Raw genomic sequence first — 25491 nt, forward strand, 5'->3', positions numbered from 1 at the left:
GAATCCCGTCATGGCACGTTTTTTCATCGACCGACCGATCTTCGCCTGGGTGCTGGCCATTGTGGTCATGCTTGCCGGGGCGATTTCCATCTACACCCTGCCGATTGCGCAATACCCCAGCATTGCGCCGCCGGCCATCGCCATCACGGCCAACTACCCCGGGGCTTCGGCCAAGACGCTGGAAGACACTGTCACCCAGATCATCGAGCAGAAGATGAAGGGGCTGGACCGGCTGAGCTACATGGCCTCGACCAGCGAGTCTTCGGGCCAGGTCACCATCACGCTCACCTTCGAGAACGGCACCAACCCCGACACGGCGCAGGTCCAGGTGCAGAACAAGCTCACCCTGGCCACGCCGCTGCTGCCGCAGGAGGTTCAGCAACAGGGCATCACCGTCACCAAGTCGGCCACCAACTTCCTCAATGTGCTGGCCTTCACGTCTGAAGACGGCAGCATGAATGGATCTGACCTGTCCGACTACGTGGCGGCCAATGTGCAAGAGGCGCTGAGCCGGGTCGAGGGCGTGGGCGACACCACCTTGTTCGGCTCGCAGTACGCTATGCGCGTGTGGCTCAACCCCGACAAGCTGATCAACTTCAACCTCACGCCGCTGGACGTCAAGAGCGCCATCCAGGCCCAGAACGCCCAGGTGTCCGCGGGCCAGCTCGGCGGCCTGCCCGCCGTCGGCGAGCAGCAGATCAACGCCACCATCACGGCCCAGACCCGCCTGCGCACCGCAGAAGAGTTCAGCAACATCCTGCTGCGCACGCGCACCGATGGCTCGCAGATCCGCCTGCGCGACGTGGCCCGCATCGAGCTGGGCAGCGAGGCCTACAACACCGTGGGCCGCTACAACGGCAAGCCCGCGGCCGGTCTGGCCATCAAGCTCGCCACCGGCGCCAACGCGCTGGACACCGTGCGCGCCATCGACGCCCGTGTGGCCCAGCTTGAGAAGTTCTTCCCGCCGGGCATGAAGGTGCAGAAGCCTTACGACACCACCCCGTTCGTGCGCATCTCGATCGAAGAGGTGGTGCGCACCCTGATCGAGGCCGTGGTGTTGGTGTTCCTGGTGATGTACCTGTTCCTGCAGAACTTCCGCGCCACCCTGATTCCCACCATCGCCGTGCCCGTGGTGCTGCTGGGCACCTTCGGCGTGCTGGCCGCCTGCGGCTTCACCATCAACACCCTGACCATGTTCGCCATGGTGCTGGCCATCGGCCTGCTGGTGGACGACGCCATCGTGGTGGTCGAGAACGTGGAGCGCGTGATGAGCGAAGAGGGGCTGGCGCCGCTTGAAGCCACCCGCAAGTCCATGGGCCAGATCTCGGGCGCCCTGGTGGGCGTGGCCCTGGTGCTGGCGGCGGTGTTCGTGCCCATGGCCTTCTTCAGCGGCTCCACCGGCGTGATCTACCGCCAGTTCTCCATCACCATCGTGTCGGCCATGACCTTGTCGGTGCTGGTGGCCATGGTGCTCACCCCGGCCCTGTGTGCCACCCTGCTCAAGCCCATGGCGGCGGGCCATGTGCTGGCCGACACCGGCTTCTTCGGCTGGTTCAACCGCACCTTCGACCGTGGCAACCGCGGCTACCAGGGCGTGGTGCGGCGCATGCTGGGCCAGCGCAAGCGCTACATGCTGGGCTATGCCGTGGTGCTGGCGCTGGTGGTGCTCGGTTTCACCAAGCTGCCGGTGGGCTTCTTGCCTGACGAAGACCAGGGCACGCTGTTTGCCATCGTGCAGTTGCCGCCGGGCGCCGCCCAGTCGCGCACCGATGACGTGCTGCGCCAGGTCGAGCACCACTTTCTGGAAGACCAGAAAGAAGCCGTGGCCGGCATTTTCTCGGTGGCCGGCTTCAGCTTTGCCGGCAGCGGCCAGAACATGGGCTTCGCCTTTGTCAAGCTCAAGCCCTGGGACGAGCGCACCGCTCCCGGCCTCAGCGTGACCGATGTGGCGGCCAAGGCCGGTGCCTTTTTTGGCACGGTGCGCGACGCCCGCATCTTCGCCTTTGCGCCGCCGGCCGTGTCCGAACTCGGCAATGCCACGGGCTTTGACCTGATGCTCAAGGACGAGGCCAACCTCGGCCACGAAGCCCTGACCCAGGCACGCAACCAGCTGCTGGGCGAGCTGATGGCCGACAAGCGCCTGGTCGCCGTGCGCCCCAACGGTCTGGAAGACACGCCGCAATACCGCCTGGAGGTCGATACCCACAAGGCCGGCACCCTGGGCGTGGCCATGACCGACATCAACAACACCATCTCCACCGCCCTGGGCAGCAGCTATGTCAATGACTTCATCGACAAGGGCCGCGTGAAGAAGGTGATGCTGCAAGGCGAGGCACGCTACCGCATGCTGCCCAGTGACATTGACCGTTGGTATGTGCGCAACAGCGACGGCAACATGGTGCCCTTCAGCGCGTTCTCCAAGGCCAGCTGGACCTCGGGCTCGCCTCGTCTGGAGCGCTACAACGGCGTGCCCTCGATGGAAGTGCTGGGCATGGCCATGCCGGGCTCGGCCTCCAGCGGGCAGGCGATGGACATCGTCGAAGCCGCCGTGGCCAAGCTGCCCGCGGGCATAGGCTACGAATGGACCGGCCTGTCGCGCCAGGAGAAGGCCTCCAGCGGCCAGACCACCATCCTTTACTCGCTGTCGATCCTGATCGTGTTCCTGGCCCTGGCCGCGCTGTACGAGAGCTGGGCCATCCCCTTCTCGGTGATCCTGGTCGTGCCGCTGGGCGTCTTTGGCGCCTTGCTCAACGCCTTCCTGAACTGGCACATGAACGATGTGTACTTCCAGGTCGGCCTGCTGACCACCATCGGCCTGGCCTCCAAGAACGCCATCCTGATCGTCGAGTTCGCCAAGGAGCTGCATGCGGCCGGCAAGAGCCTGGCCGAGGCCGCCCTTGAGGCCGCACGGCTGCGGCTGCGCCCCATCCTGATGACCTCGCTGGCCTTCATCCTGGGCGTGCTGCCCATGGTGCTGGGCAGCGGGGCGGGGGCGGGCGCCCAGCATGCGCTGGGCGGCGCGGTGATCGGCGGCATGCTGTCCGGCACCATCCTGGCGATCTTCTTCGTGCCCTTGTTCTATGTCGTGGTCGTGGGCTTTTTCGGGCGCAAGCGGGCCACCCCCGCCCAGCCGGCCCTGGCCCCTGCCAGCCCGGCCGGCGCCCACCACTGACACCCCCTGAGGACATCACCATGAACCTGTACCGTTCCCCTTTGGGCCGCCCCTCGTTGGCGCCCCGGGCCATGCTGGCCCCCGTGGCCCTCGCGGTCTTTCTGTCGGGCTGCAGCCTGATGCCAGCCTACGAACGCCCCCAGGCCCCCGTGCCCGAGCGCTTCGCGGGCGACACCCGCGACACCCGCGACACCCGTGATACCCGCGATACCCGCGATACCCGCGAAGCCCGCGGCGCTGGCGCCGCGCAAGCCGTGGCCGACATCGGCTGGCGCGACGTCTTCACCGACCCCTCGCTGCGCGCCGTCATCGAGCTGACGCTGGCCAACAACCGCGATCTGCGGGTGGCCGTGCTGAACATCGAGAAGGCGCGTGCCCAGTACGGCGTGCAGCGTGCCGCGCTGCTGCCCTCGGTCAACGCCAGCCTGGGCGAGACGGCCAGCCGCACCCCGGCCGATCTGTCGGCCACCGGCCGCACCGTCACGGGCCAGAGCTACAGCGCCTCGCTGGGCTTCAGCGCCTACGAGCTCGACCTGTTCGGCCGGGTGCGCAGCCTGAGCACCCAGGCGCTCGAATCCTTCATGGCCACGGCCGAGGCCAGGCGCAGCACCCAGATCAGTCTGGTGGCCGAGGTGGCTACCGCCTACCTCACCCTGGCCAGCGACCAGGAGCGATTGAAGCTCGCGCAGGACACCCTGCTCAGCCAGACCGCCACCTACCAGCTCAACCAGCGCAGCTTCGAGCTGGGCGTCAGCTCGGCCCTGACCCTGCGCCAGTCGCAGACCAGCGTCGAGTCGGCGCGGGTGGATGTCGAGAAATACAGCACGCAGGTGGCCCAGGACCGCAATGCCCTGGCCTTGCTGATGGGCACCGAACTGCCCGATCGCCTGCTGCCCACGGGCCTGCCCGACAGCGTGGCCGTGGCGGCCAACCCCCTGGCCCAGGTGCCGCCGGGCCTGTCGTCCGATCTGCTGCAGCGTCGTCCCGACATCCTGCAGGCCGAGCGCAATCTGCGCGCCGCCAACGCCAACATCGGTGCTGCGCGGGCCGCCTTCTACCCGCGCATCAGCCTCACGGCGAGCGCGGGCAGCTCCAGCGCCAGCCTGTCGGGCCTGTTCAAGGGCGGCTCGGGGGCCTGGACCTTCGCGCCCCAGGTCTCGTTGCCGATCTTCAATGCCGGCGCCAACGAGGCCAACCTCAGCATCGCCAAGACCGATCGCGATCTCTACGTGGCCCAGTACGAAAAGGCCATCCAGAGTGCCTTCAAGGAGGTCTCCGATGCCCTGGTGCAGCGCACCGGCATCGAGCGGCAACTGTCGGCCCAGAGCGCATTGGTGGGTGCGGCCGATGACGCCTACCGCCTGTCGCAGGCCCGCTTCAAGCGTGGGGTGGACAGCTACCTCAGTGAGCTCGATTCGCAGCGCACCCTCTACGCGGCCCAGCAGAACCTGATCGGCTTGCGCCTGTCGCAGCAGTCGAACCTGATCACTTTCTACAAGACACTGGGCGGTGGCTGGGTCGAGAACACGGGCCAGCCGGTGGCCACCCTGCCGGCCACCGACAGCACCCCGTCGCCATGAAACGCAGCCGCGCCGGTGCGCTGCGCACGCGTGAAGCCATCCTGGCCGCGGCCCTGCAGGCCTTTGTCCGGCATGGCATCGGCGGCGCCAGCTTCCAGCATGTGGCCGAGCTGGCGGGCGTCACGCGGGGGGCGGTCTACTGGCATTTCACCGACCGGGTCAGCCTGCTGCGCGAGGTGTTCGGGGGCCTGCAATGGCCGCTCGACATCGGCCCCGACCTGCAGCCCTACCTGCAGTGCCACAACCCCCTGGCCCTGCTGCGCGAAACCCTGGTGCAGCGCATCGACCGCTGCCTGGCCGACCCCCGCCAGCGCAGCCAGGTGGCCGTGTTGCTGTCCCAGCAGCGCTGCAGCCCCATGCCGCCCGACCCAGCCACCGATCTTCCCCCTGATCTGGTGGCGCAGCTCGAGCGCCAGGTGGCCGAGGCCTCGGTCCGCCTGGTCGAGGTCTGCGCGCTGGCCGAGGCGCGTGGCCTGCTGCGGGCGGGCTGCCAGCCCCAGGCCCTGGGTTCATGCCTGCATGCGCTGGCGCTGGACTGCCTGCGCGGCCACTGCCTGGCCTGGGCGGGTGGGTCAGGTGCTTGGGCTGCTGGAGCCCTGCAGCACCGGCAGGCCCTTGCCTGGCTGCTGCAGGGCGCTGCCCTCAGCCAAACTTGAACAGAATGCCGTGGCCCCCGCGCGGGTACTCCCAGTCGACGTTGGAGAACTCGCTGCACAGGATGCGGCAGCTGCCGCACTCCAGGCAGCCGTCGGTGATCAGGGTCACGCTGCCATTGCCCTCGGTCTTGTAGCAGGAGGCCGGGCACACAAAGGTGCAGCTCTTGCTGGCGCAGGCATGGGTGCAGATGTCGGCATCCTTGATGCGGATGTGGGGCCGCCCGGCGTCCACCTTGTAGCGGTTCTGGAAGAGCTTTTCTTCCACGTTCACGGTGATGGGGCCGAGGTTGGGGTTGGGGTTCATCGGAAAGCCCTCCAGATCTTGAATGCATCGCCCACCAGGCCGGTCAGCGAACGGGTCTTGCGGAAGCTGGAGAGGATCTCGCGCTCCTTGGTCTTCTTGTCCACGCCATCCACCGTGATCATGGTGCGGGCGGCGCGGGCCAGCAGATCGGGGTAGGTGGTGAAGAACTGCGGGTTCTGGTGCAGCACCGCGGGCATGTCGCGGTACTTGTGCAGGTCTTTCATGACAAAGCTCTCGTCCAGTGCCGCCTTGTAGCCCTTCAAGGCGCTTTCGCGGAAGCCCTGGCCGGCGGCCTTGGCCTGGATGACCGTCTCGGCGGCCAGGCGCCCCGTGGTCATGGCCAGGTTCGAGCCCTCGCGGTGGGCCGCGTTCACAAAGCCGCCCGAGTCGCCCACGATCATCCAGCCGTGTCCATACACCTTGGGGATGGCGTGAAAGCCGCCTTCCGGGATCAGGTGGGCGCAGTATTCCTTCATCTCACCGCCTTCGATCAGCGGCGCGATCGAGGGGTGGCGCTTCATCTGCTCCAGCAGCACGTAGGGGCTGGTGCGGTTCGGGTTGCCCGTGAAGTCGCTCAGCATGCAGCCCACGCCGATGGTGATGGACTCCTTGTTGGTGTACAGGAAGCCGGTGCCCATCATGCCGTCGGTGATGCGCCCCACCATCTCGATCACCACCCCCGACTCCTCGCCCACGTTGAAGCGCTGGCGTATCGTCTCCTCGGGCATGAACAGGATCTCTTTCACGGCCAGGGCCACGTTGCTCGACTTGATCTCGCCATGAAAGCCCGCCTTGCGCGCCAGCGTCGAGTTCACGCCATCGGCCAGGATCACCACGTCGGCGTACACATCGCCCTGTTCGCGGTCGCACTGCACGCCCACCACCTGGTCGCCGTCCATGATCAGGTGGTTCACCGTGGTCTCGCAGATCAGCAGGGCGCCGGCTTCGCGCACCTTGGAGCTGAACCACTTGTCGAACTGCGCCCGGATGATGGTGTAGCGGTTGTACGGGGGCTTGTTGTAGTCCTCGCTGCGGATGTGGGTGCCGACAAAAGAGCTTTCGTCCAGCATCCACATGCGCTGCTCGATGATGTGGCGCTCCAGCGGTGCGTCGTCGCGGAAATCCGGAATGATCTCCTCCAGCGCTTTGGCGTACAGGATCGCGCCCTGCACGTTCTTGCTGCCCGGGTATTCACCGCGTTCGATCTGCAGCACCTTCAGGCCGGCCTTGGCCAGGGTGTAGGCGCAGGCGTTGCCAGAGGGGCCCGCACCCACCACGATGGCGTCGAATTGAGAGGGTTTTTTCATGATCTGCCCTGGGTGTGATTGGCGCCGCTCAGGCGGCCTGGCGCCGGTGGTTGGCGAAATGGCCCGCAAAGGCCTGCGTCAGCGCCGGCAGCACCTGCATGGCGTTGCCCACGATGCCGTAGTGCGCAAATTCGAAGATCGGCGCATTCGGGTCGGTGTTGATGGCCACGATCACGTCCGAGGCCTCCATGCCCACCCGGTGCTGGATGGCGCCCGAGATGCCCGCCGCGATGTACAGCTTGGGCCGCACCGTCTTGCCGGTCTGGCCCACCTGGCGCTCGGCCTCCACCCAGCCCGCCTGCACGCAGGGGCGGGTGGCGCCCACCTCGCCGCCCAGCACCCGGGCCAGTTCGAACACCAGCTTGAAGTTGTCGGGGTTCTTCAGCCCCTTGCCCCCGCTCACGATCACGTCGGCATAGGGCAGGTTGATCTGCTGGCTGTTGGCGTCGGCAATGAAGTCCAGCAGCTTGGTCACGATCTGGGTCTCCACCATGCCCAGGGTCTCTTGCGTGATCTCGCCGCTGCGCGTGGCGTCGACTGGCGGCATGGCCATCACGCGGGGCCGCACGGTGGCCATCTGGGGTCGGTAGGCCAGGGTCATGATGGTGCACAGCAGCGAGCCACCGAAGGTCGGGCGGGTGGCGGCCAGGGCGCGAGAGACCGGGTCGATCTTCAGCTCGGTGCAGTCGGCGGTCAGCCCGGTCAGCAAGGTGGTGGCCACCGAGCCCGCCAGGTCGCGCCCCATCGAGGTGGCACCCAGCAGCAGGATCTCGGGCTGGTGCTTGTTGACCAGGTCGGTCAGGCCCTTGGTGAAGGGCTCGTTGCGGTAGCCCTTGAGCACCGGGTCGTGCATCACATAGGCCTTGTCGGCGCCCATGGTGAAGGCCTCGGCGGCAAACTTCTCCAGGGGCTCGTCGTCGCCACCCAGGATCACCGCGCCCACGCTGCTGCCCAGGGTGTCGGCCAGCTTGCGCGCCTCGCCCAGCAGCTCCCAGGACACGCTGTGCACATGGCCCCGGTCGTGTTCGATGAACACCCACACGCCCTTGTAGGCCTTCAGGTGCTCGGGCAGCTCCAGGTTGCGGCCACGGCCGGCGGGGCGGGCCGCGGTGGCGGGGGCGGCGGAAGGTGTGGGCGTGCTCATGTCAGCTCCTTCATCAGCAGATCGGATTCGAGCGTGGGGTGGCGGGTGAAAATCTTCTGGATCAGGTTCAGCGACACGTCGCGCAGGCTGGAGGTCTCCAGCTCCAGCATGTCGGCCTTCTCGCTGCGGGGCGTGGGGCCGAACACCTTGCTCACCACCGTGGGCGAGCCCTTCAGGCCGATCTTGGTCGGGTCTTCGATGCCGGCCTGCTCCTTGTTCCATTTGCGCACCGGGTAGGCCGCGGCGTGGATCATGGCGGGCAGGTTGGCAAAGCGCATCTCGTTGGTGTTTTCGAGCATCGTGATCAGGCAGGGCAGGGCGGTTTTCAGCACCTGCACCCCGCCTTCGGCGCGCCGCTCCACCGTGATGGTGCGGTTCACCAGATCGGTTTCGATGATGCGCGACACATAGGTCAGCAGCTGCAGGCCCAGGCGCTTGGCGATGCCCGGCCCCACCTGGGCGGTGTCGCCGTCGATGGTCTGCTTGCCGGTGAACACGATGTCCACCGCCTGCTCGCGGGCCAGTTGGCGCACGCCGGCGGCCAGTGCGTACGAGGTGGCCAGGGTGTCGGCACCGGCAAAGGCCCGGTCGGTCACCAGCACCGCGTCGTCGGCCCCGAAGCCGATGCACTTGCGCAGCGCATCTTCGGCCTGCGGCGGGCCCATGCACAGCATGGTCACCTTGCCGCCCAGCTTGTCCTTGAGGCGCAGCGCCTCTTCCAGCGAGAACAGGTCGTAGGGGTTGACGATGGCCGGCACCCCCTGGCGCATGATGGTGTTGGTCACCGGGTGGACCCGGATCTGCGCCGAGTCCGGAACCTGTTTGATACAGACGACGATGTGCATGGCTTGCCTCTCCTTGGGGCTTATGCGGCGGTGCGCGGGGTCATGGATGCGCGCAGCCGGTCCAGCGGGACATGCTGCGTGCCCTGGGTGTCCTGAAACACCTTGAACACCTTCTCCTGCGCCGGCGTCGAGTGCACGAAGTCGGCATAGGCCTGGGCCAGCAGATCCCGGTACACCGTGAACAGCGTCACCTCGTCACTGGTGGGCGCCGTGGCCTGCTGCCGGATGTACTGGAAAAAGCGCTTCAGGATGTGCAGGCGGCTCACGTTGACCACCTTCTGGTCAAAGGGCACGCCGAAGAATTCAAGAAAGTCCTCGGCCGAGGACAGCGACTTGAGTTGCATGAGCAGGTCTTCCATGGGTTCACTCCTCGGTCGGACAGGGTTGGGGACGGGGCTGGGAATCGGCTCCGGGGGGCAGGGTTTGGGGCAGCGTATGGGGCAGGGTGTGGGGCAGTTGGGCGCCGTCGCACCGGGCGCAGTCGCTGTCAGGGCGCTGGGCCTGGGCAGGGCCCGTCGGGGCGCTGGCCGCCTCCAGCCGTGCCACGCGGTCCAGCAGGCAGGACACGGCCTTGCCCAGCGGGTCGGGGATCAGGTGGTGGTTCAGGTCGAAGCCGTGCGGCGCATCACGCCGGCGCGCCACCACGCGCCCGGGGATGCCGACCACGGTGGCGCCCGCGGGCACCGGCTCGATCACCACCGAGTTGGCGGCGATGCGGGCGTCGTCGCCCACCTCGATGGCGCCCAGGATCTTGGCGCCGGCCCCCACCACCACCCGGTGGCCCAGCGTGGGGTGGCGTTTGCCGGCACGCCAGGTGGTGCCGCCCAGGGTCACACCGTGGTACAGGGTCACGTCGTCGCCGATCTCGGCGGTCTCGCCGATCACCACCCCGGCGCCGTGGTCGATGAAGAAGCGCTGGCCGATGCGCGCCCCGGGGTGGATGTCCACCTGCGTCAGGGCCCGGGCCACAAAGGCCATCCAGCGCGGCAGGTAGCGCCAGCCGCGCCGCCACAGGGCGTGTGCCACGCGGTGCCAGGCCACGGCATGCACGCCGGGGTAGATCGTCCACACCTCGAGCCGGTTGCGCGCGGCGGGGTCGCGCGCCAGCACACAGTCCACATCGGCCCGCAGGCTGGCCCACCAGTTCGGCGGTGTGGGAGGTGCGTCGCCCTGTGCCTGGGCTGGCTCGGGCAGCGGCGGGGTGAGGCTGGTGTTCATGCCGGCACCGCCTTCAGGCCCGCCAGCGCCGGGCCTTCGCTGAGAAAGCGCACCAGGTCGGCGGCATTGGGCTCGCGCTTCACGCGCACCGCGTGTTCGCGCACGCGGGCCAGCAGGTGGTTGGCCAGCGGGCCATCCGCCACCTCCACCCCCAGGGCGCTGTAGGCTTGCCGCACCGCATGGGCGCCCGAGTGCTTGCCCAGCACCGTGCGGCGCTGGCGGCCCAGCTCGGCCGGGTCAAAGCTCTCGTAGGTGCTGGCGTTCTTCAGCAGGCCATCGATGTGGATGCCCGACTCGTGGGTGAACACCGCCTCGCCCACGATGCTCTTGTTGAAGGCCACGCTGCGCCCTGAGGCCCGCTCCACCAGGCGCGAGATGCCCAGCAGCGCGCGCGTGTCGATGCCGGTCTGCCCCTGGTGCAGGTGGCGCAGGCCCATCACCACCTCTTCGAGCGCCGCATTGCCGGCCCGCTCGCCCAGGCCGTTGACGGTGGTGTTGGCGTGGCTGGCCCCGGCCCGCAGGCCGGCCAGGGTGTTGGCGGTGGCCAGGCCCAGGTCGTCGTGGGCGTGGACTTCGATCTCCAGATCCACCGCAGCGCGCAGGCGGGCAATCGCCTCGTGGGTGGCAAACGGGTCCAGCACGCCCAGCGTGTCGGCAAAGCGGATGCGGCGCGCCCCGCAGGCCTGGGCGCGGCGGGCCACCAGGTCGAGAAAATCGGGGTCGGCGCGCGAGGCGTCTTCGGCCCCCACCGAGATGTGCCGGCCGCTGGCCACGGCCAGCTCCAGCACCTCGGTCATCTGGCGCAGCACCGCCTCACGCGATTGGCGCAGCTTGTGCTGCAGGTGGATGTCCGACACCGGGATCGACAGATGGATGATGTCGGCCCCCGTGCGCAGCGCCTGGTGCAGATCGCCCCGGGTCATGCGGCCCCACACCATCAGGCGCACCGGCAGGCCCAGGGCCACGATGGCCTCGATGCTGGTCAGCTCTTCCTGGCCCATGGCCGGGATGCCGATCTCCATCTCGGGCACACCGGCCTGGGCCAGCGCGCTGGCAATCGCGCATTTCTCGGCATCGGTGAACGCCACGCCGGCGGTCTGTTCGCCGTCGCGCAAGGTGGTGTCGTTGATCACTAGCGAGGAGGTCATGGATGGGGTCCTTCCTGCCCCTTCTTCGCAAAGCGCGTGCCATGGGCCACAGCCTGCAAACCCGACACGGATGGGCCGCCGCAGCCCCGGTTGTCGGCCTGCAAAGCACGCTGTCAGCGGCTTGCGATGTCGGGAATGTGCTGTTTGCAACACGCCGCCCGGCACGGCCCCGACAGTGCTGAAAAGCAGGCGTGCCAAAGCAGCAAGGGCCGGCATGGCCGGCCCTTGTGCACAGGGAGGGGTTGGGTGCGAGGTGTGGCCCAGGCCCTGCGGCTTCAGGCCTCGCGGGCGTGGTTGCGGGTGTGGCGCGGCAGCTCGATCACCAGGTCGGTGTCGCGCACCTTCACGCAACAGGCCAGGCGCGACTGGGCGTCCAGGCCCCAGGCGTTGTCGAGCTGGTCGTTTTCCTCATCGTCGGGCGGCGCCAGCGAATCGGCACCACGGCGCACATGCACGTGGCAGGTGGCGCAGGCCGCCACCATCTCGCAGGCGTGCTCGATGGCAATGCCGGCCTCCAGCAGGCCACGGCACAGCATCGCACCACGGCGCATGTCCAGCGTGCGGCCCTCGGGGCACAGGTCGGGGTGGGGCAGCAGGGTGATCTGGGGCATGGCGGGCCCCCCTCAGCTCAGGCTGTCGATCAGCTGGCCCGACAGGGCGCGCTGGATCGAGGCGTTCATGCGCCGGGCCGCAAATTCGCCGGTCTCTTGCGACAAGGCCTCGCTGGCCTCGCGCAGGCGATCCAGCGGGGCCTCGGTCTCCAGGTGATCGGCCAGTCGGTACAGGGCCTGGCGCACCCGGGCCAGCTCGGCCGCGTTCAGCAAGGCCTGGTCCTGGGCCAGCGCGCCCTCTGTGGCGTCCAGCAGGCGCCGGGCGTCCACCTGGGCTTCGCGCAGCGCGCGCAACTGCATGTCGGCGCGGGCGGCGCCCACCGCGTCCTGCAGCATGGCCGCGATCTGGCTGTCCTGCAGCCCGTACGAGGGCTTGACCTCGACATGGGCCTGCACCCCGCTGGTCTGCTCGCGCGCGCTCACCGACAGCAGGCCATCGGCATCGATCTGGAAGGTCACCTGGATGCGCGCCGCCCCGGCCACCGCCGGCGGGATGCCGCGCAACTCGAAGCGGGCCAGGCTGCGGCACTCGGCCACGCTGTCGCGCTCGCCCTGCACCACGTGCAGGGCCATGGCGGTCTGGCCGTCCTTGAAGGTGGTGAACTCCTGGGCCCGCGCCACCGGCAGGGTGGAGTTGCGCGGGATGATCTTCTCTACCAGGCCGCCCATGGTCTCCAGCCCCAGCGACAGCGGGCACACGTCCAGCAGCAGCCAGGGGTCCTGGCGGCCATTGCCGGCCAGCACGTCGGCCTGCATGGCCGCCCCCAGGGCCACCACCTGATCGGGGTCGATGTCGGCCAGCGGGGCCCGGCCAAAAAAGGCCTGCACCGCGTCGCGCGCCAGTGGCATGCGGGTCGACCCGCCCACCAGCACCACGCCGTCCAGCTCGTCGGCCTTCAGGCCGGCGTCGCGCAGGGCGCGGCGCGAGGCCTGCAGGGTGCGCTCGATCAGCGCCTGGCCCAGCGTGGCAAAGCCGGCCCGCGTCAACTGGGCCTGCAGGGGCGGGGCGCCCTCCAGGGCCAGGCTCATGAGCGCCTCAGGGGCGTCGCTCAGGGCCTCCTTGGCGGCGCGGGCGGCAGCCAGCAGGCCGCGTTGCAGGCCGGGGGCCAGGCTGGCGGGGGCGCTCAAGCCCTGTTGGGTGCAGAACCACTGGGCGATCACGGCGTCGAAGTCGTCGCCGCCCAGGGCCGAATCGCCCCCGGTGGCCAACACCTCGAACACGCCCTGGCTCAGGCGCAGCACCGAGATGTCGAAGGTGCCGCCGCCCAGGTCGTAGATGGCGAAGGTGCCCTCGGCGCGCTTGTCCAGGCCGTAGGCAATGGCGGCCGCCGTGGGCTCGTTGAGCAGGCGCAGCACGTTCAGGCCGGCCAGCCGGGCCGCATCCTTGGTGGCCTGGCGCTGGGCGTCGTCAAAGTACGCCGGCACCGTGATCACCACGCCCGACAGCGGCCCGCCCAGCGTGGCCTCGGCCCGCTCGCGCAGGGCGCCCAGGATGTCGGCCGACACCTGCACCGGCGAACGCTCGCCCGCCGCCGTGGCCAGGCTCACCATGCCGGGGCGGTCCAGGAATTCATAGGGCAGCGAGCTGGCCTCGCGCAGGTCGGCCAGGCGCCGGCCCATGAAGCGCTTGACCGACACCACCGTGTTGCGCGGGTCGCTGGCCTGCAGGGCCTGGGCCTCGTGCCCCACGCAAGGTGTGGCCTCGGCCTGGTAGCGCACCACCGAGGGCAGCAGGTAGCGGCCCTGGGCATCGGCCAGGGCGCGGGGCAGGGCGCTTTGCACGGTCGCAATCAGCGAGTTGGTGGTGCCCAGGTCGATGCCGGCGGCCAGCACGTGCTGATGGGGCGCGGCGCTCTGGCCGGGTTCGGTGATTTGCAACAGGGCCATGGCGCGTGGGCTCCCGCTTCAGACGGCGAAGCTCTCGCCGCAGCCGCAATTGGCGCGTGCGTTCGGGTTGTTGAACTTGAAGCCCTCGTTCAGGCCTTCGCGCACAAAGTCCAGCTCGGTGCCGTCCAGCATGCCCAGGCTGCGCGGGTCCACGATCACGCTCACGCCATGGGCCTCGAAGCAGGTGTCTTCGGGGTTGGCCTGGTCGACGAACTCCAGCGCATAGGCATAGCCCGAGCAGCCGCTGGTCTTCACGGCCAGGCGCAGGCCCAGGCCCGAGCCGCGTTTGTAGAGCGATTTCTGGATGTGGCGGGCGGCCGCCGGGGTCAGGCTGATCATGGGGGCTTCTCCTTCAGACCGAGAACGAACTGCCGCAGCCGCAGGTGGTCTGCGCGTTGGGGTTGTGGATCACGAAGCGCGAGCCTTCCAGCCCTTCTTCGTAGTCCACCCGGGCGCCCATCAGGTACTGCTGGCTCATGGCGTCCACCACCAGGGCCACGCCTTCGGTGACGATGGTGGTGTCGTCTTCGGCCAGCTGGTCGTCAAAGGCAAAGCCGTACTGGAAGCCCGAGCAGCCGCCACCCGTCACATACAGGCGCAGCTTCAGGTCGGGGTTGCCTTCTTCCTCGATCAGCTCGGCCACCTTGGCGGCGGCCTGGTGGGTGAATTCCAGCAGCGAGGGCATCAGGCCGGGCAGGGCGGCCTCTACAGGGGTGGGGCTGGCGTGGGCCATGGCGGTGTTCCTTGGTCGTTGGTTGGGGGAGGGATGGGTCTGGGTTGGGGGGCGGGGGATCGTTCAGCCCTGGCTGGAGCGGCACACGGGCTGCTCGCTCACCACGGCGGCCTGGCCCGCATGGCGGGCGCGGTAGTCGGCCACCGCGGCCTTGATGGCGTCTTCGGCCAGGATGGAGCAGTGGATCTTCACGGGCGGCAGGGCCAGCTCTTCGGCGATCTCGGCGTTCTTGATGTTGAGCGCCTCGTCCAGCGTGCGCCCGCGTACCCATTCGGTGACCAGCGAGCTCGACGCAATCGCCGAGCCGCAGCCATAGGTCTTGAAGCGCGCGTCTTCGATCACGCCGGCCGCGTTCACGCGGATCTGCAGTCGCATCACATCGCCGCAGGCCGGGGCCCCGACCATGCCGGTGCCCACGCCCTCGTCCTCGGCGCTGAAGGCCCCCACATTGCGGGGGTTTTCATAGTGGTCGATCACCTTGTCGCTGTAAGCCATGGGGTACTCCGTGTCGGGTTGGGGGGGGATGAAGAAGGGGCGCTGGCGGCGCGGGGCCGCCTCAGTGCGCCGCCCACTGGATGCTGGACAGGTCGACGCCGGCCTGCACCATGTCCCACAGCGGGCTCATGGCGCGCAGGCGCTCGACCACTTCGGTGACCTGGGCGATGGCAAAGTCGATCTCGGCCTCGGTGGTGAAGCGCCCCAGCGAGAAGCGCACCGAGCTGTGGGCCAGCTCGTCGCTGCGGCCCATGGCGCGCAGCACGTAGCTGGGCTCCAGGCTGGCCGAGGTGCAGGCCGAGCCCGAGGACACGGCCAGGTTCTTCACCCCCATCAGCAGCGACTCGCCCTCCACGTAGTTGAAGCTCACGTTCAGGTACTGGGGGGCACGCTGCTGCGGATGGCCGTTGAGCACCACCGAGTCCATCTTCGACAGGCCGGCCCACAGGCGCTCGCGCAGGGCCTCGATGCGGGCGTTGTCGGCCGCCATGTTCTCGCGCGCCAGCCAGAAGGCCTCGCCCATGCCCACGATCTGGTGCGTGGGCAGCGTGCCCGAGCGCATGCCGCGTTCGTGGCCGCCGCCATGCATCTGCGCATCGATGCGGATGCGGGGCTTGCGCCGCACATACAGCGCGCCAATGCCCTTGGGGCCGTAGATCTTGTGGGCCGACAGCGACATCAGGTCGATGGGCAGCTGCTCCAGGTCGATGGGCACCTTGCCGGCGGCCTGCGCCGCGTCCACATGGAAGATCACGCCGCGGGCGCGGCACATCGCGCCCAGCGTGGCCACGTCCTGGACCACGCCGGTCTCGTTGTTCACGAACATCACCGAGGCCAGCACCGTGTCGGGGCGCAGTGCGGCCTCGAACACGGCGGGGTCGACCAGCCCGCTGTCCAGCACCGGTAGCACCGTCACTTCATAACCCTCGCGCTCCAGGTCGCGCAGGCTGTCGAGCACGGCCTTGTGTTCGGTGGCCAGCGTCACCAGATGGCGCCCGCGCCCCTTGTGGAAGTGCGCTGCGCCCTTGAGCGCCAGGTTGTTGGATTCGGTGGCGCCCGAGGTCCAGACGATCTCGCGCGGATCGGCATTGATCAGCGAGCACACCTGCTCGCGGGCCAGCTCCACCGCCTCTTCGGCGGCCCAGCCGTAGGCATGCGAGCGGCTGGCCGGGTTGCCGTACAGGTTCGTCAGGTAAGGCAGCATCCGGTTCAGCACCCTGCGGTCCACGGGGGTGGTGGCGGCGTAGTCGAGGTAGACCGGCTGGCCCTGGCCGGGCGGGGCTTTGTCTGCACGCGAATCGGTCATGTGGAGCTCCTGCTGTGTGAGTGGGTTGGCAGGGCTGTTTTGCAACTTCGGTGCCACGCGATTTCGTGTCGGCAAGCGTGCTTTTGCGACGCGCTTTGTCGCTTCTTTGTCGTTCCTTTGTTGCATTTGTGAGCGTGCCTGCACCTGCCCGCCGCAGGGCGTGTCGGGTTTGTCGCAATTGAACGGAGGTGGCTGCAGCGGCGGGTGCGGGTGCGCGAATGTCGTGGCGCGCCGGCCCCATGGACAGTGCTTGCGCAACCGAGTCTTTACAAAGCCGTCAGCCTCGCGATAGGTATATTTTTTGCATCTCTGCTCGCGGGTGGCGCTGCGATCCCGGGTGCCTCCCAAAGCTGGTGCAGGTGGTGTCTGAAATGGTGGCTGCCTGGTGTCCCACAAGGACGCTGGCAGCGCAAACCCCGCGATGGCGCACGAGAACGAGGCCCTATGGTGAGCACACACGAATCCGAAGCCCGGCGAGAGCTGCACGCGATCTACGAGGTCAGCAAGACGCTGTCGACCTCGCTCGACATCGCCAAGACCTTTCGCGAAGCCCTCAATTACCTGCTGCACGCGTGTTCGTGGCGCCGCGCCTTTGTGCTGTTGGGCGAGCCCGAGGGGCGCCTGCGCGGCCTGTGCTCGGTGGGGCTCACGCGCGAGGAGCAGCAGCGCCTGCATTTCCAGTCGGGCGAAGGGATCGTGGGGCGGGTGTATGCCAGTGGTGTGCCGGCCGTGGTGCCCGACATCCGCAACGAGCCCCTGTTCCTGAACCGCACCGGCGGCGCCGACCAGTCGCTGGAGAGCTGTGTGGCCATGCTGGTCATGCCCATCCGCGCCGACCGGCGCACCATCGGCGTGGTGTCGGTCGACTGCCTGAATCCCGGGGCGCGCCGGGTGTTTGCCGAAGACCTGCACCTGCTCAAGATGGTGGCCACCATGATGGGCCAGGCCTATCTGCTGCATCGCAGTGTGAGTGCCGCCCACGACTCGCTGCAAAGCGAGGCCCGGCGCATGCACAAGGCCTTGAAGCCCGTGCAGCTCAGCGACCAGGTGGTGGGCTCGTCGCCACCCATGCTGGCGGTGTTCGCCCAGGTCGAGCAGGTGGCGGCGGCCCGCACCACCGTGCTGCTGCGCGGCGAGAGCGGCACCGGCAAGGAGGTGATTGCGCGCGCCATCCACAACCTGTCGCCCCGGCGCAATGAAGCCTTTGTCTGCGTCAACTGCGCCGCCCTGACCGAGTCGCTGCTGGAGAGCGAGCTGTTCGGCCATGAGAAGGGCGCCTTCACGGGCGCCCAGGGTCAGCGCAAGGGGCGTTTTGAGATGGCCCATGGCGGCACCTTGTTTCTGGACGAGATCGGGGACATCTCCGCCTCGTTCCAGGCCAAGCTGCTGCGTGTGCTGCAGGAGCGCGTGTTCGAGCGTGTGGGCGGGGCCTCGCAGGTGAAGGTCGATGTGCGCCTGATCCTGGCCACCAACCGCAATCTGGAGCGCATGGTGCAGGCCGGCGAGTTCCGCGCCGACCTGTACTACCGCATCAACGTCATCAGCATCCAGCTGCCGCCCTTGCGCGAGCGCCGTGGCGACATCCCGGCCATGGCCCAGCACTTTCTGGACCGCTTCAACCGCGAGAACGGGCGCCAGTCCCGCTTTGATGTGTCGGCCGTGCGCGTGCTGTCGAGCTGCTACTGGCCCGGCAATGTGCGCGAGCTGGAGAACTGCGTGGAACGCACGGCCACCATGGCCGGCGATGGCGTGATCACCGACCTGGCCTTTCCGTGCCGTGAAAACCGCTGCCTGACCCAGGTGCTGCACCACATCGAGCGCGAAGACGCCGTGCGCCCGGGCCGCCACGGGGTGATCCCGATCCATGAGGTGCCGCTGGCGCGCGCCGGCCAACCTGCTGAGGCGGGCGCGGTGCTGCCTGCGCCCCCGTCGTTGCCGCCCACGGCGTCGGACGCCTTGCCCGAGGCCACCGGCCACGCGGATCACGAGCACCTCGATGACGATGGGCTGGACGCGGACGACGCGCTGCAAGGCCTGCCCGGCGGCCAGCCCACCCCGGCCAACGCCGACGGCAAGCCCGAGGGCGAGCGCGAACGCCTGATCTGGGCCATGGAGCGCTGTGGCTGGGTGCAGGCCAAGGCGGCGCGGCTGCTCAAGATCTCGCCGCGGCAGATGGGCTATGCCTTGCGCAAGCACGGCATTGAGGTGCGCAAGTTCTGAGTGGGGCAGCCCTGGCCCCTTGTGCGTCCCTTGTGCGTCCCGCGTCCTGTCTTTGTCGCCCCCTTGTCATCCCTGTGTGCGCTTTGTCGCAAGCCTGACAAGCGCCCCGCCTCCCTGTCCGGGCTGTCGCGACACCGACACCAGCCAACACCCTACAAAGAAGACAAGCTGTTGATTTAAAAGAAGTTTTTAGGTGGCATGGATTTGGCTAAAGAAGCCTGAGGCCGCCACTCCAGGTGGCCAGGAAGGATCTCCATGCAATCCGCTTCCCCCGCCAGCAGCACCCCACCCGCCGTCGCCTTTGTGGGCATTGGACAGATCAAACGCCTGGGCGACCCCCTGGACATCCCGGCCCCCTCGGGGGGCTGCAGCACCGAAGGCGGCGAGGGCAAGGCCAGTTGTGGCTCCTCCGGCGGCCCCGACGACATGCCGCCCGAGATCTGGGAGAAGGTCAAGAACCACCCCTGCTACTCCGAAGAGGCGCACCACCACTACGCCCGCATGCACGTGGCTGTGGCCCCGGCCTGCAACATCCAGTGCAATTACTGCAACCGCAAGTACGACTGCAGCAACGAGTCGCGCCCCGGCGTGGTCAGCCAGAAGCTCACCCCCGAGCAGGCCGTGAAGAAGGTGGTCACCGTGGCCAGCGAAATCCCGCAGATGACCGTGCTGGGCATCGCTGGCCCGGGCGACTCGCTGGCCAACCCCAAGAAGACCTTCGACACCTTCCGCATGCTGCAGGAGCAGGCCCCCGACATCAAGCTGTGCCTGTCCACCAACGGCCTGGCCCTGCCGGACCTGGTCGATGAGATCTGCCGCTACAACATCGACCACGTCACCATCACCATCAACATGGTCGACCCCGAGGTGGGGGCCAAGATCTACCCCTGGATCTTCTGGGACCACCGCCGCATCACCGGCATCGAGGCGGCCCGCATCCTGCACGAGCGCCAGATGCTGGGGCTGGAGATGCTGACCGCACGCGGCGTGCTCACCAAGATCAACTCGGTGCTGATCCCCGGCGTGAACGACCAGCACCTGATCGAGGTGAACCGCGAGGTCAAGAAGCGCGGCGCCTTTCTGCACAACATCATGCCCCTGATCTCCGAGGCCGAACACGGCACGGTGTTCGGCCTCACCGGCCAGCGCGGCCCCACCGCGCAAGAGCTCAAGGCCGTGCAGGACGCCTGTGCCGGCGGTGCCAACCTGATGCGGCACTGCCGCCAGTGCCGCGCCGATGCGGTGGGCCTGCTGGGCGAAGACCGCAGCGAAGAGTTCACCCAGGACAAGATCGACCAGATGGAGGTGGTGTACGACCTGGACCGCCGCCGCAGCTACCAGGAGCAGGTCGAGATCGAGCGCCAGGCCCAGCACCAGGCCAAGCAAATGGCCTTGCAGATGGCCTTGGCCGGCGCCAGCGCGCTGCCGGTGGACGACCTGAAGCTGCTTGTGGCGGTGGCCACCCAGGGCGGGGGCCGCGTCAACGAGCACTTCGGCCACGTCACCGAGTTCCAGATCTACGAGGTCTCGGCCCAGCAGACCCTGTTCGTGGGCCACCGCCGGGTCGACCTGTACTGCCAGGGCGGCTACGGCGACGACGAGCAACTGCCTTCGGTGGTGCGCGCCATCAACGACTGCCATGCCGTGCTGGTGTCCAAGATCGGTGCCTGCCCGCGCGATGAGCTGTCGGCCGCCGGCATCGAGCCGGTGGATGCCTATGCGGGCGAGTTCATCGAGAAGGCCGTGCTCGAGTGGTTCAACGACTACCGCAGCCGCGTGGCCAGCGGCGCCCTGGTGCACCAGCACCGCGGCGACGCCCAGATCCGCCAGGGCGCCTTCACCGGCGCGCAGCAGGCGGCCTGAGGCCCGCCGGCCTCCCTGTGGCCCTCCCTGGCCCCCGCTTTTTCAACCCCACTTTCATCCAAGCAAAGGAGCGTCATCATGGCTTTGAAGATCATCGGTTCCACCTGCACCGGCTGCTCGGCCTGCGAGCCTGAATGCCCCAACGTCGCGATCCGCGAAAAAGGCGGCACCTATGTCATCGACCCCAAGAAGTGCACCGAATGCGAAGGGCAGTTCGACTCGCCCCAGTGCGTGGCCGTGTGCCCCGTCGACGGCTGCATCGTGAAGGCCTGACATGCTGCCCAACATTCAAATCACCGCCGCTGCCGACAAATTCATGCGGCGCATCGTCCGCTTCTCGGGCCTGCCCGAGGGCGCAGGTTTCAGGCTGCTGGTCAGCGAAGGCGGCTGCTCGGGCTACAACGCCGAGTTCAGCGCCGAGCCGGCCCCGCGTGAAGGCGAGCAGACCCTGGAACACCAGGGCCTGAAGATCTTCCTGCCGGCCGAAAGCCGCCTGCTGCTCGATGGCGTGACCATGGACTTTGCCGACACCCCGACCAAGTCCGGCCTCACCTTCGTCAACCCCAAGCAGTCGGCCTGTGCCTGCAGCAGCAGTGTCGAGGCCGCGCCCCCGGGCGTGGCGCGCATCGAGATCGGCTCCATCAGCCGCGGCCGCCCGGCCAGCCTGCTGTCCTGACGCAGGGCCCACGCCATGAGCTTCGCCCCCCTGGCTTTCGACGAACAGGCGCTGGCGGCCTTTGCCGACAGCGTGGTGGGCGCCGGCCTGGGGCCCGAAGCCCTGGCCTTGATCGAACAGGCGGGCCAGCTGCGTGAGAAACCCGAGGCGGCCCTGCGCTGCCTGCAACAGGCCCGGCAGCTGGCCCCGCGCCACCCGGTGCCGGTGATTGCCGTGTACCGCTTTCATTTTTATGCACACGAGCTGGCCCTGGCCCGTGCCGCCGGCGAAGACGCCCTGGCCATGGCGCGCCACGCGCTGGGCCCGGACTTTGGCGATGTGCCGCCCAGCGACGAGGCCACCCGCCACGACGCTGCGGTGCGCTTCTACCTCTTCACCCTCAAGGGCCTGGCCTACCTCAACCTGCGCCTGGGCGACTGGCCCCAGGCCTGGCTGATGCTGGGTGAGCTGCGCCGGCTGGACCCGGCAGACCATGTCGGTGGCTCGCTGCTGCTGCAGGTGCTGGAGCGCCGCGAGGCCGGCGAAGACCCCGACACCCCGCTGTGGCAAGAGGGCGACCCGGTGCGCGGCTGGAGGCCCCGCTCATGAGCACCGCTGACGCCGCTGAATCGACAGAAGCCGCTGACGTCTCTGACGTGGATATCCCGCTGCGGCACTGGTCAGGTGCTGCTCTGGACTGCGGCACCTGCGCGCAGCGCGATCTGCTGCAGCGCCCACCCGGCCAGGGCTGCCAACCCGGCCTCGCCTGCCTGCACGATGCCTACGCCCGGCGCATCAGCCGCTTTCTGAGCTGGCACCCCGGGCTGGCCGACGCCCAGTTGCAGCACCCGTATTTCGAGGTGCGTGCGATCGCCGTGCGCCACGCCAGCGTGTTCCGCCTGCCGGCCCTGCTGCGCGACCCCGATGAGACCGTGCGCATGCAGGTGGTGCAAAGGCTGCCGATCGCCCAACTGCTGGCCCACCTGCCCATGCTGGCGCAGGACCCGCACCGCGAGGTGCGCCTGCGCGTGGCCCAGCGCATCGATCCGGCCCAACTGGGCCCGTTGCTGCGCGACCCCGACTATGGCGTGCGCGAATGCGTGGCAGCCCGCCTGCCACTGCCCCTGCTGAGCGCGTTGGCCCACGACCCCGACCGGGCGGTGCGCCTGCGCGTGGCGCAGCGGCTGGAGATGCCCGCGCTGCTGGCCCTGGCCGACGACCCCGAAGGCGAGGTGCGCCGCGCCGTGGCCCAGCGCCTGCCCACCGCCTTGCTGCCCCGGCTGCTGGGCGACCCCGACTGGCGCGTGCGCTGGGAGGTGGCCCAGCGTGCCGCCCCCGCCGCCCTCAGCCCCTTGCTGAACGACGACGACCCCGAGGTGCGCGCGGCCGCCCGCCAGCGCCTGCCTCTGGCCCCGGCCCCCCAGGCTGGCCCCTCCACCCACGGGAGCAACGCCCATGGCTGACATCAACCGTGACGATGACCTGATCGAGATCGCCTCGCCCCCGCGCTTCGGCTTTGGCGAGCGGGTGGTGGCCCGCTCGGTGGTGCGCAACGACGGCACCTACAACGGCCTGGACATCGGCGCCGTGCTGGTGCAGCGCGGCGAGATCGGCTACGTCACCCAGATCAACACCTTTTTGCAGCAGTTCTACATCTACGCCGTCGATTTTGTCGACTCGGGCCACCGGGTCGGCATGCGGGCCAAGGAACTGTGCACCCTGGACCACCTGCCCGACGAGGTGCTGCAGCAACTGGGCGACAAGGCCCAGGCGCTGAACCACCTGGGCCTGCCACCCGCCCCCAAGGAGGACCTGCCATGACCACCCCCCCGCTGCCGATCGAAGCCCGCAGCGCCGTTTACGCCTGGGGCCAGCGCGTGATTGCGCTGGACGACCTGGTCAACGACGGCAGCCACCCCGAGTGCGCCCCCGATGCCCTGCTGGCGCCGCGCGGCAGCGTGGGCGAGGTGGTCAACATCGGACACGCCGTCGAGCTCAACGAGCCCGTCTACCTGGTGCAGTTTGCCCATGCCGTGGTGGGCTGCCTGGAGGTCGAACTGGCCCCGGCCCCGGCCGGCGTGCTGCCCGAGACCGACGAGGTGCCGGCATGACCGGGCGTTGCGTGGGCGGCGCCCAGGTGCGCCCCCTGCGGCCGCTGCGGCAGACGCAGCGCGCCCTTCAGGCGCGTCGACGTGAGATGCCCTCGGGCATGGCCGCCCAGCCCGCCACCCCGGCAGGCAGCCGCGTGATGGACCTGCTGATCCGCCAGGTGCAGCGTGTGCTGGGCGAGCGCAGCCGCTACCGCTACGTGAAGCCACGGGTACTGCGCGAAGGCGAGGGCGTGCGCATCGAAAGCCCCTGCTGCTCACGCAACATCGACCGCAGCGGCGGCGTGATCGACATCGCCTTGCTGCAGCCCGGCACCTCGCGAGGGGGCCGGGGCTGGACCCTGTATGCCCGCGACCACACCGCCGGCTGCTGGGCCGCGCAGGCCGAAGACGAGGCGCTGCAACCCCTGCTGGCGCTGCTGTGCCAGGACCCGCAGCGGGTCTTCTGGCCCTGAGCGCACCCGCCACCCCCGCCTGAGCCGCAGCAACCATGATCTACCTCGACCACAACGCCACCACCGCGCCCAGCCACGCCGTGTTGCAGGCCATGGCCCAGGCCATGGCGCAGCACTGGGCCAATGCCTCGTCGCAACACGCGCCAGGGCAAGAGGCGCGCCGCTGCCTGGCCCAGGCGCGGCAGCAGGCGGCCCAGGCCCTGGGCTGCAAGCCGGCCGAGCTGGTGTTCACCAGCGGCGCGACCGAGTCCAACCAGCTGGCCGTGCGCGGCCTGCTGGCCGGCGCGCCGGTGGGGCGCCGGCGCGTGCTGTTCAGCCAGGTGGAGCACAGCGCCCACCTGGCCCTGGCGCGCAGCCTGGCGGCCCAGGGGGTGTCGGTGGGCTGGCTGCCGGTGCGGCCCGACGGGGCACTCGACCTGCGGGCCGCCACTGAGCTGATCAACCCCGAGGTGGCCCTGGTGTCGCTCATGGCCGCCAACAACGAGACCGGCGTGCTGATGCCGCTGGCCGAGGTGGCCGCCCTGACGCGCCAGGCCGGCGCGCTGCTGCACACCGACGCCACGCAGTGGCTGGGCAAGCTGCCCTTCCGGTTTGACGACTGCGCGGCCGACGCGGTCAGCTTCTCGGCCCACAAGTTCCATGGCCCCAAGGGCGTGGGCGGCCTGCTGCTGCGCCAGGGCCTGGCCTTCCATTCGCCCGTGCCGGGCAGCCAGGAGCGCGGGCGCCGCGGCGGCACCGAGAACCTGCCCGCCATCGTGGGCCTGGCCACGGCCCTGAGCCAGCTGGGCGATGCGGGGGCGGTGAACGCCGAAGCCCGCCGCCAGGCCACCCTGCGCGATGCGCTGGAGCAGGGCCTGGCCCAGGCCCTGCCCGAGCTGCAGGTGTGGGGCCAGGGCCAGGCCCGGCTGCCGGGCACCAGCTACCTGCGTGTGGGCCTGCTGGCGGCCGATACGGTGCTGCAACGCCTGGCCCGCCTCGGTGTGGCGGCCTCGTCGGGCGCTGCCTGCTCTTCGGGCGGCAGCCAGCCTTCGCATGTGCTGTCGGCCATGGGCGTGCCGCGCGAGCAGGCGCTGGCGGCCGTGCGCCTGTCGCTGGGCCGCGACAGCACGGCCGACGACGTGAACGCCGTGCTGCAAGGCCTGCCGGCCCTGCTGGCGCCGCTGCTGCACGAAGCCCAGGCCTGCCACTGAAGGCCACGACAGCGCTCACCCCCTTCCCTTAACCCCGAACCCAACGAGAGGCCCCCCATGAAAGTCATGATCCGAAAAGACAGCAAAGGCCAGCTCAGTGCCTATGTGCCCAAGAAGGACCTGGAGGAGCCCATCGTCTCCATGGTCGAGCCCGGCATGTGGGGGGGCCTGGTCACCCTGGGCAATGGCTGGCAGCTTGACTTGCCGGCCATGGCGCCCGACACGCCACTGCCCATCACCGTCGAGGCCCGCCGCATCGCGGCCGCCGAGTGATCTTCAGCTGATCACCGGCTGAATCCGTCCTGATCCCCCGCCACCCCAGGAGCCCCCCATGAGCCTGATGCCCGAACACCTGCACGAAGCCAGCCAGCTGGTGGGTGCCGCCTCCAGCCTGCGCGATGCCGCCGCGCTGTGGCGCGCCCACCACCCCGAAATCCGCGCCTTGGTGGTGGACGCCTTCGACATGCGCGACGAGGCCCCCACGCTGATCCTGGGCGCCCGCCGCGTCTACCTGGCCGCCAGCGACGGCCATTGCTGGCAGATCACGCAGGAGCCGGCCCAGGCCTCGGCGCTGATCCTGACCGAGGTCTGAGC

Annotated in this window: 28 protein-coding genes; 15 read left to right on the forward strand and 13 right to left on the reverse strand. The window is 69.0% G+C overall.

Annotation, left to right across the window (positions count from 1 at the left end; genetic code table 11):
- The first annotated feature begins 10 nt into the window (after nucleotides 1–10).
- The 3 genes from L880_RS0106765 to L880_RS34280 are packed head-to-tail and all read left to right on the forward strand — an operon-like array spanning nucleotide 11 to nucleotide 5408.
- On the forward strand, nucleotides 11–3172 hold the full coding sequence (locus L880_RS0106765; protein ID WP_027475032.1) for an efflux RND transporter permease subunit: 3162 nt from the start codon (nucleotides 11–13) through the stop codon (nucleotides 3170–3172).
- Between the two features lie 20 nt (nucleotides 3173–3192).
- A complete protein-coding gene (locus L880_RS0106770) occupies nucleotides 3193–4752 on the forward strand; it encodes an efflux transporter outer membrane subunit (protein WP_084461081.1) in 1560 nt (519 codons plus the stop codon).
- Nucleotides 4749–5408, forward strand: a complete 660-nt coding sequence (locus L880_RS34280; protein WP_051443128.1) for a TetR family transcriptional regulator — start codon at nucleotides 4749–4751, stop codon at nucleotides 5406–5408. Before L880_RS0106770 ends, L880_RS34280 begins: the two co-directional genes overlap by 4 nt.
- Here the strand turns inward: L880_RS34280 and L880_RS0106780 are convergent.
- The 13 genes from L880_RS0106780 to L880_RS0106840 form a co-directional block, all read right to left on the reverse strand.
- Complete coding sequence (locus L880_RS0106780) at nucleotides 5395–5712, reverse strand: ferredoxin family protein (RefSeq protein ID WP_027475034.1); 318 nt, start codon at nucleotides 5710–5712, stop codon at nucleotides 5395–5397. The genes L880_RS34280 and L880_RS0106780 overlap by 14 nt on opposite strands.
- Entirely contained in the window at nucleotides 5709–7019 is a 1311-nt protein-coding gene (locus L880_RS0106785; RefSeq protein ID WP_027475035.1) for an FAD-dependent monooxygenase, read from the reverse strand. The genes L880_RS0106780 and L880_RS0106785 overlap by 4 nt, the downstream gene beginning before the upstream one ends.
- A 28-nt stretch (nucleotides 7020–7047) precedes the next feature.
- Nucleotides 7048–8163, reverse strand: a complete 1116-nt coding sequence (locus tag L880_RS0106790) for an electron transfer flavoprotein subunit alpha/FixB family protein (protein WP_027475036.1) — start codon at nucleotides 8161–8163, stop codon at nucleotides 7048–7050.
- Nucleotides 8160–9008, reverse strand: a complete 849-nt coding sequence (locus L880_RS0106795; protein ID WP_027475037.1) for an electron transfer flavoprotein subunit beta/FixA family protein — start codon at nucleotides 9006–9008, stop codon at nucleotides 8160–8162. The genes L880_RS0106790 and L880_RS0106795 overlap by 4 nt, the downstream gene beginning before the upstream one ends.
- Nucleotides 9009–9028: 20 nt before the next feature.
- Nucleotides 9029–9367: a nitrogenase stabilizing/protective protein NifW gene (gene nifW / locus L880_RS0106800; RefSeq protein ID WP_027475038.1), complete on the reverse strand. Its 339-nt coding sequence runs from the start codon at nucleotides 9365–9367 to the stop codon at nucleotides 9029–9031.
- Between the two features lie 4 nt (nucleotides 9368–9371).
- Complete coding sequence (gene cysE / locus L880_RS0106805; protein WP_027475039.1) at nucleotides 9372–10226, reverse strand: serine O-acetyltransferase; 855 nt, start codon at nucleotides 10224–10226, stop codon at nucleotides 9372–9374.
- Entirely contained in the window at nucleotides 10223–11374 is a 1152-nt protein-coding gene (gene nifV, locus L880_RS0106810; protein ID WP_027475040.1) for a homocitrate synthase, read from the reverse strand. Before nifV ends, cysE begins: the two co-directional genes overlap by 4 nt.
- Nucleotides 11375–11649: 275 nt before the next feature.
- Nucleotides 11650–11985, reverse strand: a complete 336-nt coding sequence (fdx, locus tag L880_RS0106815; protein ID WP_027475041.1) for an ISC system 2Fe-2S type ferredoxin — start codon at nucleotides 11983–11985, stop codon at nucleotides 11650–11652.
- A 12-nt stretch (nucleotides 11986–11997) separates the two neighbouring features.
- Nucleotides 11998–13872, reverse strand: coding sequence for a Fe-S protein assembly chaperone HscA (gene hscA / locus L880_RS0106820; RefSeq protein WP_027475042.1), 1875 nt, complete (start codon nucleotides 13870–13872; stop codon nucleotides 11998–12000).
- A gap of 18 nt (nucleotides 13873–13890) precedes the next feature.
- Nucleotides 13891–14211 (reverse strand): iron-sulfur cluster assembly protein IscA, encoded by a 321-nt coding sequence (gene iscA, locus L880_RS0106825; RefSeq protein WP_019572744.1) that lies wholly within the window; start codon nucleotides 14209–14211, stop codon nucleotides 13891–13893.
- 13 nt (nucleotides 14212–14224) lie between these two features.
- Nucleotides 14225–14605: an iron-sulfur cluster insertion protein ErpA gene (gene erpA, locus L880_RS0106830; RefSeq protein WP_019572745.1), complete on the reverse strand. Its 381-nt coding sequence runs from the start codon at nucleotides 14603–14605 to the stop codon at nucleotides 14225–14227.
- Nucleotides 14606–14668: 63 nt separating this feature from the next.
- Entirely contained in the window at nucleotides 14669–15100 is a 432-nt protein-coding gene (gene iscU / locus L880_RS0106835) for a Fe-S cluster assembly scaffold IscU (protein ID WP_019572746.1), read from the reverse strand.
- Nucleotides 15101–15161: 61 nt separating this feature from the next.
- Nucleotides 15162–16406, reverse strand: coding sequence for an IscS subfamily cysteine desulfurase (locus L880_RS0106840; protein ID WP_027475044.1), 1245 nt, complete (start codon nucleotides 16404–16406; stop codon nucleotides 15162–15164).
- Between the two features lie 444 nt (nucleotides 16407–16850).
- Between L880_RS0106840 and nifA the strand changes: the two genes are divergently transcribed.
- The 12 genes from nifA (at nucleotide 16851) to L880_RS0106900 (ending at nucleotide 25489) form a co-directional block, all read left to right on the forward strand.
- Entirely contained in the window at nucleotides 16851–18626 is a 1776-nt protein-coding gene (gene nifA, locus L880_RS0106845; protein WP_027475045.1) for a nif-specific transcriptional activator NifA, read from the forward strand.
- 255 nt (nucleotides 18627–18881) lie between these two features.
- Nucleotides 18882–20489, forward strand: a complete 1608-nt coding sequence (nifB, locus tag L880_RS0106850) for a nitrogenase cofactor biosynthesis protein NifB (protein ID WP_027475046.1) — start codon at nucleotides 18882–18884, stop codon at nucleotides 20487–20489.
- 78 nt (nucleotides 20490–20567) lie between these two features.
- Entirely contained in the window at nucleotides 20568–20762 is a 195-nt protein-coding gene (locus L880_RS0106855) for a 4Fe-4S binding protein (RefSeq protein WP_019572750.1), read from the forward strand.
- Nucleotide 20763: 1 nt separating this feature from the next.
- The gene (locus L880_RS0106860) at nucleotides 20764–21165 is read left to right on the forward strand and encodes a HesB/IscA family protein (RefSeq protein WP_027475047.1); all 402 of its coding nucleotides are present in this window, start codon (nucleotides 20764–20766) and stop codon (nucleotides 21163–21165) included.
- Between the two features lie 15 nt (nucleotides 21166–21180).
- Entirely contained in the window at nucleotides 21181–21753 is a 573-nt protein-coding gene (locus tag L880_RS0106865; RefSeq protein ID WP_027475048.1) for a hypothetical protein, read from the forward strand.
- A complete protein-coding gene (locus tag L880_RS31825) occupies nucleotides 21750–22607 on the forward strand; it encodes a 4Fe4S-binding leucine-rich repeat protein (RefSeq protein WP_051443129.1) in 858 nt (285 codons plus the stop codon). The genes L880_RS0106865 and L880_RS31825 overlap by 4 nt, the downstream gene beginning before the upstream one ends.
- Nucleotides 22600–22965 carry a nitrogen fixation protein NifZ gene (locus L880_RS0106875; RefSeq protein ID WP_019572754.1) on the forward strand — a complete coding sequence of 122 codons (366 nt, stop codon included), beginning with the start codon at nucleotides 22600–22602 and terminating at the stop codon, nucleotides 22963–22965. Before L880_RS31825 ends, L880_RS0106875 begins: the two co-directional genes overlap by 8 nt.
- A complete protein-coding gene (locus L880_RS0106880) occupies nucleotides 22962–23255 on the forward strand; it encodes a nitrogen fixation protein NifZ (protein WP_027475049.1) in 294 nt (97 codons plus the stop codon). Before L880_RS0106875 ends, L880_RS0106880 begins: the two co-directional genes overlap by 4 nt.
- The gene (locus L880_RS0106885; RefSeq protein ID WP_245615003.1) at nucleotides 23252–23707 is read left to right on the forward strand and encodes a DUF3024 domain-containing protein; all 456 of its coding nucleotides are present in this window, start codon (nucleotides 23252–23254) and stop codon (nucleotides 23705–23707) included. The genes L880_RS0106880 and L880_RS0106885 overlap by 4 nt, the downstream gene beginning before the upstream one ends.
- Before the next feature lie 35 nt (nucleotides 23708–23742).
- Nucleotides 23743–24897, forward strand: a complete 1155-nt coding sequence (locus tag L880_RS0106890; RefSeq protein ID WP_027475051.1) for a cysteine desulfurase family protein — start codon at nucleotides 23743–23745, stop codon at nucleotides 24895–24897.
- Nucleotides 24898–24954: 57 nt separating this feature from the next.
- Nucleotides 24955–25170, forward strand: coding sequence for a putative nitrogen fixation protein NifT (nifT, locus tag L880_RS0106895; protein ID WP_019572758.1), 216 nt, complete (start codon nucleotides 24955–24957; stop codon nucleotides 25168–25170).
- Between the two features lie 58 nt (nucleotides 25171–25228).
- Entirely contained in the window at nucleotides 25229–25489 is a 261-nt protein-coding gene (locus L880_RS0106900) for a hypothetical protein (protein ID WP_019572759.1), read from the forward strand.
- Nucleotides 25490–25491 lie beyond the last annotated feature (2 nt).

Origin of the sequence: Curvibacter gracilis ATCC BAA-807 (genome assembly GCF_000518645.1) — a bacterium.
Lineage (GTDB): Bacteria > Pseudomonadota > Gammaproteobacteria > Burkholderiales > Burkholderiaceae_C > Curvibacter > Curvibacter gracilis.